14 protein-coding genes are annotated in these 12,994 nt (G+C 72.9%); 13 read left to right on the top strand and 1 reads right to left on the bottom strand.

Features of this window, described 5'->3' with window-relative positions:
- Positions 1-33: 33 nt before the first annotated feature.
- From dacB to QQZ14_RS01950, 13 genes are all read left to right on the top strand, one after another.
- A complete protein-coding gene (gene dacB, locus QQZ14_RS02010) occupies positions 34-1,386 on the top strand; it encodes a D-alanyl-D-alanine carboxypeptidase/D-alanyl-D-alanine endopeptidase (protein WP_284532491.1) in 1,353 nt (450 codons plus the stop codon).
- Positions 1,387-1,416: 30 nt separating this feature from the next.
- Positions 1,417-2,472, top strand: coding sequence for a zinc-dependent metalloprotease (locus QQZ14_RS02005; RefSeq protein ID WP_284532490.1), 1,056 nt, complete (start codon positions 1,417-1,419; stop codon positions 2,470-2,472).
- Between the two features lie 7 nt (positions 2,473-2,479).
- On the top strand, positions 2,480-3,445 hold the full coding sequence (tilS, locus tag QQZ14_RS02000; RefSeq protein ID WP_284532489.1) for a tRNA lysidine(34) synthetase TilS: 966 nt from the start codon (positions 2,480-2,482) through the stop codon (positions 3,443-3,445).
- A gap of 95 nt (positions 3,446-3,540) precedes the next feature.
- Positions 3,541-4,257, top strand: coding sequence for an Ig-like domain repeat protein (locus tag QQZ14_RS01995; protein WP_284532488.1), 717 nt, complete (start codon positions 3,541-3,543; stop codon positions 4,255-4,257).
- 15 nt (positions 4,258-4,272) lie between these two features.
- Complete coding sequence (hpt, locus tag QQZ14_RS01990; RefSeq protein WP_284532487.1) at positions 4,273-4,824, top strand: hypoxanthine phosphoribosyltransferase; 552 nt, start codon at positions 4,273-4,275, stop codon at positions 4,822-4,824.
- Positions 4,825-5,109: 285 nt separating this feature from the next.
- Positions 5,110-7,161 carry an ATP-dependent zinc metalloprotease FtsH gene (gene ftsH / locus QQZ14_RS01985; RefSeq protein ID WP_446740465.1) on the top strand — a complete coding sequence of 684 codons (2,052 nt, stop codon included), beginning with the start codon at positions 5,110-5,112 and terminating at the stop codon, positions 7,159-7,161.
- Between the two features lie 33 nt (positions 7,162-7,194).
- Positions 7,195-7,809 carry a GTP cyclohydrolase I FolE gene (folE, locus tag QQZ14_RS01980; protein ID WP_284532485.1) on the top strand — a complete coding sequence of 205 codons (615 nt, stop codon included), beginning with the start codon at positions 7,195-7,197 and terminating at the stop codon, positions 7,807-7,809.
- A 29-nt stretch (positions 7,810-7,838) separates the two neighbouring features.
- The gene (gene folP, locus QQZ14_RS01975) at positions 7,839-8,693 is read left to right on the top strand and encodes a dihydropteroate synthase (RefSeq protein WP_284532484.1); all 855 of its coding nucleotides are present in this window, start codon (positions 7,839-7,841) and stop codon (positions 8,691-8,693) included.
- Positions 8,690-9,064, top strand: coding sequence for a dihydroneopterin aldolase (folB, locus tag QQZ14_RS01970; RefSeq protein ID WP_284532483.1), 375 nt, complete (start codon positions 8,690-8,692; stop codon positions 9,062-9,064). Before folP ends, folB begins: the two co-directional genes overlap by 4 nt.
- The gene (folK, locus tag QQZ14_RS01965; protein WP_284532482.1) at positions 9,057-9,626 is read left to right on the top strand and encodes a 2-amino-4-hydroxy-6-hydroxymethyldihydropteridine diphosphokinase; all 570 of its coding nucleotides are present in this window, start codon (positions 9,057-9,059) and stop codon (positions 9,624-9,626) included. Before folB ends, folK begins: the two co-directional genes overlap by 8 nt.
- 7 nt (positions 9,627-9,633) lie before the next feature.
- Complete coding sequence (locus QQZ14_RS01960) at positions 9,634-10,137, top strand: DUF3180 domain-containing protein (protein WP_284532481.1); 504 nt, start codon at positions 9,634-9,636, stop codon at positions 10,135-10,137.
- A gap of 9 nt (positions 10,138-10,146) precedes the next feature.
- Positions 10,147-10,752 carry a hypothetical protein gene (locus QQZ14_RS01955; protein ID WP_284532480.1) on the top strand — a complete coding sequence of 202 codons (606 nt, stop codon included), beginning with the start codon at positions 10,147-10,149 and terminating at the stop codon, positions 10,750-10,752.
- Between the two features lie 150 nt (positions 10,753-10,902).
- The gene (locus QQZ14_RS01950) at positions 10,903-11,988 is read left to right on the top strand and encodes a GNAT family N-acetyltransferase (RefSeq protein ID WP_284532479.1); all 1,086 of its coding nucleotides are present in this window, start codon (positions 10,903-10,905) and stop codon (positions 11,986-11,988) included.
- Between the two features lie 6 nt (positions 11,989-11,994).
- On the opposite strand, the gene QQZ14_RS01945 is transcribed toward QQZ14_RS01950, so the two are convergent.
- Complete coding sequence (locus QQZ14_RS01945) at positions 11,995-12,990, bottom strand: ABC transporter ATP-binding protein (protein ID WP_446740464.1); 996 nt, start codon at positions 12,988-12,990, stop codon at positions 11,995-11,997.
- Between the last annotated feature and the right edge of the window lie 4 nt (positions 12,991-12,994).

Genomic DNA, 12,994 nt, shown 5'->3' with positions numbered 1-12,994 from the left:
GGCTCCACTTGGGCAGCCGGGAGAAGGTGGATCGTGGGCGGACGTGATCGATCCCACCCTGCGCGCGCCTCCCGCCTGGCCACCTGGCTGCCGGTCGCGCTCGTGCTCGCGGTGCTCGCCGCGGGCGTCGTCGCGTGGCGCCTCGACCCCGCCGGCCCCGACCCGGTCGAGCCGCCGGCGGCGATCCCGCCGCCTCCCGGGCTGGCCCTGGAGGCCCCCCCGACGCCCGAGCCGGTGGCCGCGGCGGCCACCGGAGTACCCGACGCCGCGAAGGTACGCCGGGCCCTCGCGCCGGCCCTCCGCGACGCCGACCTGGGTCCGCACGTGCTCGCCACGGTGGCCGGCCTCGACGGCACCCTGCTGTTCTCCAGCGGCACCGGCGAGGCGGTCCCCGCCTCGACGCTCAAGCTGCTGACCGCCACCGCGGCGCTCGAGACGCTCGGCCCCGACCACACGTTCCCGACCTCGGTCGTCGCCGCCGGGCCGCGGCGCGTGGTCCTGGTCGGCGGCGGCGACCCGCTGCTGTCGGCCGCGGACGTCAGGGCGCTCGCCCGCACCACCTCCGCCGGCCTCCAGGGCGCGGTGCGGGTCGGCTACGACGACCACCTCTTCTCCGGCCCGGCCGTCAGCGGCCACTGGGAGCCGGGCTACGTGCCCGAGGAGGTCTCGCCGATCTCCGCGCTCTGGGTGGACGAGGGCACGGAGGCGGACGGCGCCGACCCGGCCGCCGCGGCGGCCGCGGTGCTCGCCCGCGCGCTCGACGCCGCGGGCGTCCGGGTCGTGGGCGAGCCCGCGCCGGTGCGCGCCCCCGCGGACGGCACCGAGCTCGCGACCCTGGACAGCGAGCCGCTCGCCGGCATCGTCGAGCACACCCTCCAGACCAGCGACAACAACGCGGCCGAGGTGCTCGCCCGCCAGGTCGACCTCGCGACCGGCGGCACCGGGACGTTCGCCGGGGGTGCGCGCGCCGTCCTACGGGTGCTCGACGGGCTCGGCGTGCCGACCCAGGGCGCCACGACGTACGACGGCAGCGGGCTCTCGCGGGCGGACCGGCTCGACCCGGACACGCTCACGGCGGTCCTCGAGGTCGCCGCCTCGCCGGACCGTCCCGAGCTGCGCGCGGTGCTCACGGGCCTCCCGGTGGCCGGGTTCTCGGGCTCGCTCGTCGAGCGGTTCGCGGAGGGCGACGCGGGCCGCGGTCTGGTCCGGGCCAAGACCGGCACCCTCTCCGGGGTCAGCAGCCTGGCCGGCATCGCGACCGACCGGGAGGGACGGCCGATGGTCTTCGCGCTGCTGGCCGACGACATCGACCTGGTCGACACCCTCGACGCCCGCGCCGCCCTCGACGCCGCCACCAGCGCCCTCGCCGGCTGCCGGTGCGGCTGAGCGTGTGGTCGGCGCGGGTACCGTCGCGGCATGAGCGCGCACGATGGCGGGGCACCCCGCGGGATGGTCGACTGGGACCTGGCCGTCTCCCTCGGGTCCCGGATCGCCGGCGACGGCCCGACCGTCGACCGTGACACCGCGGCCGCGGTGGTCGCCGAGCTGCGCGCGGACGCCGACCGCTCCACCGGGCTGGTCCGCGACTACACCGGGATGGTCGCCGCCGAGCGCACCGCGCCGGTCCTGGTCGTGGAACGTGCGGGCTGGGTGGCCGCCAACGCCGACGGGTTCGCCACCGTGCTCGCCCCGGTCGTCGACAAGCTCTCCTCCCGCAAGGGCACGCCGACGGGCCTGACGCTGGCGATCGGGTCGCGCGTCACCGGCGCCGAGGTCGGTGCGCTGCTCGGCTTCCTCGCCGGCAAGGTGCTCGGCCAGTTCGACCCGTTCCACGCGCCCACCGGCCGGCTCCTGCTGGTGGCGCCCAACATCGTGCACGTCGAGCGCGAGCTCGGCGTCGACCCCCACGACTTCCGGCTCTGGGTGTGCCTGCACGAGGAGACCCACCGGGTGCAGTTCACGGCCACCCCGTGGCTGGCGGACCACCTCCTCGGCGAGATGCACTCGCTCGCCGAGAGCCTCGAGCCGAGCGGCCTGCTCGACGAGGGCCTGAGCCGCATCACCGGGGCGATCAAGAGCGCCCGCGACGGCGGCGGCAGCCTGATCGACATGATCAGCACCCCGGAGCAGAAGGAGATCGTCGACCGGGTCACGGGCGTGATGTCGCTGCTCGAGGGCCACGCCGACGTCGTGATGGACGGTGTCGGGCCCGGCGTGATCCCGTCGGTCGCCCACATCCGCAAGAAGTTCAACCGGCGCCGCCAGGGCGTCGGCGTGCTCGACCGCGTGCTGCGCCGGGTGCTCGGCCTCGACGCCAAGATGGCGCAGTACCGCGACGGCGCGAAGTTCGTCCGTGCGGTGGTCGACAAGGCCGGCATGACCGACTTCAACGCCGTCTGGGAGCGCCCGGACAACCTCCCGTCCAAGGCCGAGATCGCCGACCCGCAGGCCTGGATCACCCGCGTCCTGTGAGCCCCGGATGACCCTGCACCCCGCGGTCGCGGCAGTCCGGGTCGCCGTACGCCGCGCGCTCGCCGACGTCGACCCGGGCCGCACCGTGGTCGTCGCGTGCTCCGGCGGCGCCGACTCGCTCGCGCTGCTCGCCGCCACGGTCTTCGAGGCCCGGCGCGCCGGGTGGCGGGTGGTGGGTGCGACCGTCGACCACGGGCTGCAGCCCGGCTCCGCGGACCACGCCGCCCGCGTCGTCGAGCAGATGGCCGCTCTCGGCGCCGACGAGACGCTCGCCGCGACCGTGCACGTCGAGGCCGCCGGCCTGGGCCCGGAGGCCGCTGCCCGCCGGGCCCGCTACGCCGTGCTCGGCGAGATCGCCGGCCGCGTCGGGGCCGCCGCGGTGCTGCTCGGCCACACCCGCGACGACCAGGCCGAGACCGTGCTCCTCGGCCTGGCCCGCGGCTCCGGGGGCCGCTCCCTGGCCGGGATGCGGCGCGCGTTCGACCGGTTCGTGCGACCACTGCTCGACGTCTCCCGCGCCGACACCGTGACCGCCTGCCAGGTCGAGGGCATCGCGTTCTGGGACGACCCCCACAACGACGACCCCGGCTACACCCGGGTGCGCGTACGCCGGACCGTGCTTCCCGTCCTCGAGGAGCAGCTCGGCCCCGGGGTCGCGGCGACGCTCGCCCGCACCGCCGACCAGCTCCGCGACGACATGGATCTGCTCGACGACGTCGCGGAGACGGCGTACGCCGGGCTGCGCGACCTCCCGGTCGACGGACTGCTCGCCCAGCCGACCCCGCTGCGGCGCCGCGTGCTCCGGCTGGCCGCGCTCGCCGCCGGCGCCCCGGGCGCCGCGCTGTTCCACGAGCACGTGCTCGCCATGGACGCGTTGCTCACCGACTGGCACGGACAGAAGTGGGTGGACCTCCCCGGCCACCTGCGCTGCCGGCGCGTCGACGGCCGGCTCCGACTCGACCGGGACGGTTGAGAATCCTCAGGTTCCGGCCCCGGCAGACGATTTTCCGTCCACACTCACGGTGACCAGCCGTCTGGTCGTGTGCCCGCCGAGCTCGAGGTAACCCCATGTCACTCTCCCGTCGTACCGTCGCCGCCGTCGCCGCGGGGATCGCCGCCCTGCTGGTGGCGCCCCAGGCGCTCCCCGCGTCCGCCGCCTCGCACGCCGGTCCCGCCGCCACGGCTCGCGCGGGCCAGGCCCTCATCCAGGGCGTGGTCGTCGACCAGTTCGGCACGCCGGTCGACGACGTCGAGGTCAAGGCCACGAAGGCCGACGGCACGGCCGCCGCGTCGGCGCTGACCTACGCCAGCGATCGCAAGAACGGACCGCAGCACGGCTACTTCTACCTCGAGGTCGGCCGCGGCACCTACACCGTCACGTTCACGCGGCGCGGCTACAAGCCGCTCGTGCTCGGCGACCTCACGATCGCGAAGGCCCGGCACAAGCTCAGCCTCGGTGAGACCGAGATGGAGAGGAAGCTGGTCGAGTCGAGGACGACCGCCACCCTGGCGCAGAAGAAGCTCACCACCAAGCAGAACGGCGTCGTCAAGGTCACCGTGAGCCCGAAGGACGCGAAGCCGACCGGCAGTGTCGAGATCCGCGAGGGCCGCGCGGTCGTGGGCGGGGGCCGGCTCAAGGCCAGTCACAAGGGCGAGATCACCATCGGCCTCCACCGCCTCGCGAAGGGCACGCACCACCTCAAGGCCGTCTACCTCGGCTCAACGGCCGTGACGGGCTCGTCGTCCGCGACCATCACCCTGACGGTCACCAAGCCGCGTCGCTGACTTAGAGTCTCCGCCATGGACGCTTCCCACGTGGAGAACGACCTCGTCAACGTCCTCTTCACCGAGGAGCAGATCCAGAACCGGCTCTACGAGCTGGCCCAGGAGATCGAGGCCGACTATGCCGGCAAGGACATCCTCATCGTCGGCGTCCTGCGCGGCGCGGTGATGGTGATGGCCGACCTGGCCCGCAGCTTCACCCGGCACCTCGAGATGGACTGGATGGCGGTGTCGTCGTACGGCTCCGGCACCAAGTCCAGCGGCGTCGTGCGCATCCTCAAGGACCTGGACACCGACATCTCCGGACGCCACGTGATCGTGGTCGACGAGATCATCGACACCGGTCTGACGCTGTCGTGGCTGACGTCCAACCTCTCCTCGCGCAGCCCTGCGAGCGTCGAGATCTGCACGCTGCTGCGCAAGCCCGAGGCCCTGACGATGCCGGTCGAGGTGAAGTACGTCGGCTGGGACATCCCCAACGAGTTCGTGGTCGGCTACGGCCTGGACTACAAGGAGCGCTACCGCAACCTGCGCGACATCGGCACGCTCGCCCCCCACGTCTACTCCTGACGTTGATTCGGGACTTCTGACGGTCGGGTCGGGAGTTTCGACGCTTGAGTCGGGGGTTCCGGCGACCATGCCGCGCACAAGTCCCGACTCAACTGGCAGAAGTCACGACTCGACGTGCACAAGTCCCGACGCGACGGGAGGCCCCGGCCGTGGACGCCGACTGCGCCACAGCCGCGAGTTCCTGAGAGAATGGCGATTGCCGGTGGCCTGTACCGTCGGCAGTTCAGATGAGCGTCTCCCCGGCAAGCCGTCCGGGGGACGGCAATGCCGTGTCGAGAGAAGCCTGTGAAGCGCATATTCAAGGGTCCCTGGCTGTGGATCGTGCTCGCCGTGGTGGGCGTGCTGCTCGCCCTGCAGTACCTCGCGCCCAACCGCGGGGGCGACGAGGTCGACGCCTCCAAGATGCAGGAGTACATCACCTCCGGCCAGGTGAAGGAGATCACCTTCGTCGACGGCGGCGAGCAGCAGATCAAGGCCACGCTCGACGACAACAACAAGGTCACGGCCTTCTGGCTCGACGGCACCCAGGCCGATATCGAGGCCGAGGTGAAGACCCAGGTCGACGCGGGCAAGATCGACACGTTCAACGTCGACGTGCCCAAGCCCAGCCTGCTCGGCTCGATCCTCGCCACGCTGCTGCCGTTCGCGCTGATCATCCTGCTGTTCCTGTTCCTGATGAACCAGGTCCAGGGCGGCGGTGGCCGCGGCGTGATGCAGTTCGCCAAGTCCAAGGCCAAGCTGATCTCCAAGGACATGCCGAAGACCACGTTCTCCGACGTGGCCGGCTGCGAGGAGGCCATCGAGGAGCTCGGCGAGATCAAGGAGTTCCTCCAGGAGCCGGCGAAGTTCCAGGCCGTCGGCGCCAAGATCCCCAAGGGCGTGCTGCTCTACGGGCCTCCCGGCACCGGCAAGACCCTGCTGGCCCGCGCCGTCGCCGGCGAGGCCGGCGTCCCGTTCTACTCGATCTCCGGCTCCGACTTCGTCGAGATGTTCGTCGGTGTCGGCGCCTCCCGCGTGCGCGACCTGTTCGAGCAGGCCAAGGAGAACGCCCCCGCGATCGTGTTCATCGACGAGATCGACGCCGTCGGACGGCACCGCGGCGCCGGCATGGGCGGCGGCCACGACGAGCGCGAGCAGACCCTCAACCAGCTGCTGGTCGAGATGGACGGCTTCGACGTCCGCGGCGGCGTGATCCTGATCGCGGCCACCAACCGGCCCGACGTGCTCGACCCGGCGCTGCTTCGCCCGGGACGCTTCGACCGCCAGATCGCCGTCGACGCGCCCGACCTCAACGGCCGGCACATGATCCTCAAGGTCCACTCCCGCGGCAAGCCGATGGCCCAGGACATCGACCTGCTGTCCGTGGCTCGTCGTACGCCGGGCTTCACCGGCGCCGACCTCGCCAACGTGCTCAACGAGGCGGCGCTGCTGACCGCCCGCGGCAACGAGAAGCTGATCACCAACGCGAGCCTCGACGAGGCCATCGACCGGGTGATCGCCGGCCCGCAGCGGCGCACCCGCCTGATGAGCGAGAAGGAGAAGCTGATCACGGCCTACCACGAGGGCGGACACGCCCTGGTGGCCGCGGCGCTCCCCGGCACCGACCCGGTGCACAAGATCACGATCCTGCCGCGCGGCCGGGCGCTCGGCTACACGATGGTGCTGCCCGACGAGGACAAGTACTCCCAGACGCGCTCGCAGATGCTCGACTCCCTCGCCTACATGCTCGGCGGGCGGGCGGCCGAGGAGATGGTGTTCCACGACCCGACCACCGGCGCCGGCAACGACATCGAGAAGGCCACCAACCTGGCCCGCGCGATGGTCACGCAATACGGCATGACCGAGCGCCTGGGCGCGATCAAGCTGGGCGAGTCCAACTCCGAGCCGTTCCTGGGCCGCGACTTCGGCCACGCGCGCAACTACTCCGAGGAGATCGCGGCGATCGTCGACGAGGAGACCAAGAAGCTCCTCGCGACCGCCCACCAGGAGGCCTTCGAGATCCTCGAGGAGAACCGCGACGTCCTCGACGCGCTGGTGCTCGAGCTGTTCGACAAGGAGACCCTCGACAAGGAGCAGGTCGCCCGCGTCTTCGAGCCGCTGCGCCGCCGTCCCGAGCGGCCGGCGTGGACCGGCTCCGACCAGCGCAACCCGTCGACGCTGCCGCCGGTGGAGATCCCGCAGTGGATCCGCGACCGCACCGCCGCCAACGGCCAGGCCAAGGAGGACGAGAGCAGCGCCGGGCCGGTGCTGACCCCGCCCGGCTCCGGCGGCGACGTGCACGGCGACCCCGGGGTCGAGGGCACCCCGGGCTCGAGCCCGGGCCTGCCGCCGCGATGAGCGCGGCGCGTCCGGTCATCTAGGGTCGACGGCATGACCGACTCGATCCGACCGGACGCTCGCGCCGCGAAGGACGTGCCGTCGTTCGACCTGGCGCGTGCCGAGGCCGCCGTCCGTGAGCTCCTCATCGCCATCGGCGAGGACCCCGAGCGTGAGGGCCTGCACGAGACCCCGGCGCGGGTGGCGCGGGCGTACGCCGAGCTCACCGCCGGGCTGCGGATGGAGCCCGAGGACGTCCTCACCACCACCTTCGACATCGGCCACGACGAGATGGTGCTGGTGCGCGACATCGAGCTGTGGTCGATGTGCGAGCACCACCTGGTGCCGTTCACCGGGGTCGCCCACGTCGGCTACATCCCGGCCGAGAGCGGCAAGATCACCGGGCTGTCCAAGCTCGCCCGGCTCGTCGACGTCTACGCCAAGCGGCCCCAGGTCCAAGAGCGGCTCACGACCCAGGTGGCCGACGCGCTGATGCGGCTGCTCGAGGCGCGGGGTGTGATCGTCGTGATCGAGGCCGAGCACCTCTGCATGACGATGCGCGGGGTCAAGAAGGCCGGAGCCCGGACCATCACCTCGGCGGTGCGCGGTGTCATGCGCTCCAACCCGACCACCCGGGCCGAGGCCATGGCCCTGATCCACCGGCGGTGAGCCATGGACGACCCGACGGTGACCAGCGCATGACCGCCGACCTGTTCGCCCCCCGGTCCCGGCCGCGGCTGATGGGCGTCGTCAACGTCACCCCCGACTCCTTCTCGGACGGCGGGCGCTGGCTGGAGCCCCGGGACGCCATCGCCCACGGGCGCGAGCTGCTCGCCGACGGCGCCGACATCCTCGACATCGGCGGCGAGTCCACGCGGCCCGGCGCCACCCGGCCCCTGGTCGAGGAGGAGCTGGGCCGGGTGCTCCCCGTGATCACCGCGCTGGCCGCCGACGGTGCGGTGGTGTCGGTCGACACCATGCGCGCCGAGGTCGCGGAGGCGGCGCTGGCCGCCGGAGCCACCGTGGTCAACGACGTGTCGGGCGGCCTGGCCGACCCGCGGATCCTCGAGGTGGTGGCCGCGGCCGGGGCGCCGTACGTCGCCATGCACTGGCGTGCGCACGCCGACCACATGCGCGACTTCGCGGTCTACGACGGCCCGGGCGGTGTCGTGGCCGCGGTGTGCGAGGAGCTGTCCGCCCGGGTCCGGGTGGCGCGGGCGGCCGGGATCGCGCGCGAGCAGATCATCCTCGACCCCGGCCTCGGCTTCGCCAAGCGGCCCGAGCACAACTGGGAGCTGCTGCGACACCTCGACGAGCTGGCCGCGCTCGGCTACCCGCTGCTGGTGGGCGCGAGCCGCAAGACGTTCCTCGGCCGGCTCCTGGCCGACCGGGGCGGCACCCCGCGCCCGGTCGGGATGCGCGAGCACGCCAACACCGCGATCACCCTCCACCTGGCGCAGGCCGGGGTGTGGGGCGTGCGGGTGCACGACGTACGAGCCGCGTCGGACGCCCTGCGGGTCGCCGCACGGCTGGGCGGGGAGGACCAGGAGTGACCGACGAGCTGGCCGTCACCGGCATCGAGTGCTTCGCCCACCACGGCGTCTTCGAGTTCGAGAGGCGCGAGGGCCAGACCTTCGTGATCGACCTCGTCCTCGGGGTCGACACCGCCCCCGCGGCGGCATCCGACGACTTGCGTGACACCGTCGACTACGGGAGTCTCGTGGCCTCGGTGTTAGCCGCCGTGGAGAAGGATCCGGTCGACCTGATCGAGGCTCTAGCCCAGCGGATCGCGGACGTCTGCCTCTTGGACGGCCGTGTTGAATGGGCGAGGGTGACGGTCCACAAGCCAGATGCACCCATCGACGCGACGTTCTCGGACGTCACGCTGACGATCACCCGGAAACGTGAGGGCCCCCGTGACTGAGACCCCCAACCCCAACATCATCGACGCCGACACGCTGACCGGGGAGATGCGCCCGATCCGTCGCGCCGTGCTCGCCCTGGGGTCCAACCTCGGGGAGCGGTTCACGAGCCTCCAGGGCGCGATCAACGCGCTCGCGGACACCCCGGACGTGTGGATCACGGCGGTGTCGCCGGTCTACGAGACCGACCCGGTGGACAGCCCGCCCGAGGCCAAGACCTACCTCAACGCCGTCGTGCTGATCGACACCACCCTCGCGGCGACGCGGCTGATGGACCGGGCGCTCGCGATCGAGGACGCGTTCGACCGCGAGCGCGGCGAGCAGCGCAACGCGCCGCGGACCCTCGACGTCGACCTGATCGTGGTGGGCGACCGGCGCAGCGACGACGAGTCGCTGCGGCTGCCCCACCCGCGCGCCGCCGACCGGGCGTTCGTGCTGCGGCCCTGGCTCGACGTCGACCCGACCGCCGAGCTCCCCGAGCGCGGCCCGGTCGCCGAGCTGCTCGAGCAGACCGACCAGAGCGGCCTCAAGCTGCGCGACGACCTCGTGCTCGAGATCCAGTGACCGCTCGGTGAGCGCCAGGCCCCCGGGTGACGAGCCCGGCGAGGAGCCGCAGCCGACCGGACACCTCCGGCCGACGTCCGGCGCTGCGCTCACCATCTGGGCCGTCGTGGGCCTCATCGGGGGCTGGCTGCTGCACCCGGCCGCCGAGCGGTTCCGCGACACCGCCCCGATCGTGACCTGGGCCCAGCCACTCGCGCTGCTGCTGGTCGCCGCGATCCTGGGCGCCACGGCGTACCTCACCTGGCGCACCGTGCAGGTCCACCAGCAGCGCCTCGAGCCGCACCGGGCGGTCAACCGCCTCGTGCTCGCCCGGTCGTGCGCGCTCGTCGGCGCGCTGGTGGCCGGCGGCTACCTGGGGTACGCCGTCAGTTGGCTCGGCGTCGACACCGAGCTCGCCAACCAGCGGGCGTGGCGCTCGGCCGTCGCGGCCGCCGGCGGCGTCGGGATCGTGGTCACCTCGCTCCTGCTCGAGCGCGCGTGTCGCGTCCGTTCCGACGACGATGATGTCTAACCTGCTTGCATGGCCTCTTCCCCAGCTCCGGCCTCCCGCCGCCGCCAGCGCAGCACCCGCCTGACCGTCGCCGTCGTCCTCCTCGTCCTCGCCGCCCTCGTCGTCGCGGCTGCCGCCGCCACCGACTCGGCCGTCCTGGTCACGCTCGCCGCCGTCGTCGCCGTGGTGCTGGGCGCGGCCGCCACCCGCATCACCCACTCCGAGCTCGTCGCCACCCGCCGTGAGGCGGCTCGTGACCGGGCGGAGCAGGCGCAGGCCTACCGCGCCCTCACCGAGGCCCGCACCGCCGAGAACGCCGCGTTCGCCGAGACCATGCGCGCCCGCGTCGCGGGCCAGGAGCAGGCGATCCACGAGCTCGAGGACGCCCTGACCGCGGCCCAGGGCCGCGCCGCCGACGCCACCCGCAAGCTCAACACCGAGGCCCGGCGCGCCGACGCCGCCGAGCGCACCGGCCGGCAGGTCGAGGAGAGCCTGGCAGCCGCCGAGCAGCGCGCCGCCGAGGCGATCGTCCGGGTCGCCGAGCTGGAGCAGGAGCTCGACGTGGTCCGCGCCGAGCTCGACGTCGTCACCCAGGCTTGGCACGCGGCCGAGGCGGGTCAGCGCAGGCACGCGTGAGATTCACCGCCCAGGCGGTGGATCTCGCTCCTGTGTCGTGACGCTTCACACCACAGGAGCGAGTTCCCTCGCGTCTGTGGGGCTGGTGAGGATCCCGATGAGTCCTTGCCCACGTTTCCCTGTGCCCGGCGTGCGGCAGACTGCTTGGTCGTGATCCCCCATGAGAACCGGTTCGAGAGCGACCCCGACGCGCTGCTGGGCGACCTGCCCGGGCTGCCGCACGGCTGGACGGTCGGCACCCCCGACCCGGCCGACCGCTTCGAGGTCGCCCGGCTGACCCACCTGCTGCGCGCCCACGAGCGGCACGGCCGCGGCTGGGCGGGCTCCGGGGTGGACGACGTGCTCGTGGAGGTCTCCGAGCACGGGCTGCGGATGCGGGAGAACGTCGTGGTCCGCGACGCCGACGGCGACATCCAGGCCTGGGGCAGCGTGCACGACCGCTCGGTCGGCCGGATGCTGTTCGTGCACATCGTCGAGCGCGACCTGCCCGACGACATCGCCGACTGCTGCTCCGACCTGCTCGTGGAGTGGGCCGAGGCCCAGGCCCACTCGGTCGGGCGGGCCCGCGGGCTGTCGGTCCAGCAGATCGACACCGGCTCCTTCGCGGGCGACGAGCGCCAGGCCAGGTGGCTGGGCGCCAACGGGTTCGAGAAGGTCCGCACGTGGTGGCAGATGACCCGGCCGGTCGCTCCCGACGAGGAGGGGCTGGTCGCCACCCCGGACCACTGGGAGGACGGCGGAGTGGTGTTCCGGCTGGTGCGCCGTACCGGCGCGGGGATGCCCGACGAGGGCGACCTCCGCGAGGTGCACGAGGTCCTCGAGGGCGCGTTCGTGGACCACTTCAACTCGAGCGAGGAGACGTTCGAGGAGTTCCTGCACCGGCTGCGTGAGGACCCCGGGCACCGCTGGGACCACTGGTGGCTCGCGGAGCTGATCGACGACGACGGCACCCCGCGGCCGGTCGGCGCCCTGATCGGCACGGTCTCGGAGAGTGCCACCGGGCCCGACGGCTCGTACGTGTCCTACCTGGGCGTGCTCGAGGCCGCGCGCGGCCGCGGCGTGGCCAAGGGCCTGCTGCGCACGATCATCGCCGACGCCGCCGCCCGCGGGCGGGACCGGGTCGGCCTCGAGGTCGACGCCGACTCGCCCACCGGTGCGGCCGGGCTCTACACGTCGATGGGCTGGAAGACGAAGTACGTCACCGAGTCCTGGCACCGCGACGTGCCGGTCGATTAGAGGTCCTCAGGCGGACGCCTCGGTCATCTCGGCCAGCGCTGCCCGCAGCGCCCGGTGGATGCCGTTGGGGGTGAGCACGCCGACGAACTGCGCGCCGTCGCGTACGCCGACCATGCCGGCGTCGTCGCGCAGCAGCACGGCCATCGCGTGGCCGAGCGTGCTGTCGACGTCGATCGCCGCCCCGATGTCGCCGGTGCGGACGCCGTCGAGCGGCTCGAGGTGGGCCGGGTCGAGCGGGGTCACGTCGAGGCGTCGCAGCCCCGACGTCGACCCGACGAACTCCGCGACGAAGTCGTCGGCCGGCCGGCCGAGCAGCCGCGCCGGGGTGTCGTACTGCGCGAGCCGGCCACCGGTGGCGAACACCGCCACCCGGTCGCCGAGCCGCACCGCCTCGTCGATGTCGTGGGTCACGAACACCACGGTCACCCCGAGCTCGCGCTGCAGCCGCAGGAACTCGTCCTGCAGCCGCAGCCGGACCAGGGGGTCGACCGCGCCGAACGGCTCGTCCATCAGCAGCACCGGCGGCTTGGCCGCCAGCGCCCGGGCGACGCCCACGCGCTGCTGCTGCCCGCCGGAGAGCTGGCTGGGGTAGCGGTCGGCGTACGTCGCCGGGTCGAGCCCCACCAGCTCGAGCAGCTCCCGGGCGCGCGCACGGGCGGTGGTCCGTGACTCGCCGTACAGGAGTGGCACCGTCATCACGTTGGCGATGATCTTCTGGTGGGGGAACAGCCCCACCTGCTGGATGACGTAGCCGATCCCGCGGCGCAGCTGCACCGGGTCCTGGCGGGTGACGTCCTGGCCGTCGATCTCGATGGTCCCGGTCGTCGGCTCGATCAGCCGGTTGATCATCTTCAAGGTCGTCGACTTGCCGCACCCGGAGGGGCCCACGAGGCAGACCAGCTCGCCTCGCTGGACCTCGAGATCCAGCTCGTGGACCGCGACGGTGCCGTCGTCGTACGTCTTGCCGACTCCCGAGAGTCGGATCATCACCTCGGCGCTCATAGTC

Origin of the sequence: Nocardioides sp. T2.26MG-1, assembly GCF_950101795.1 — a bacterium.
Lineage (GTDB): Bacteria > Actinomycetota > Actinomycetes > Propionibacteriales > Nocardioidaceae > Nocardioides.
The sequence above is the reverse complement of the archived record's forward strand: the minus strand, read 5'-3'. Positions and strand labels throughout refer to the sequence as shown.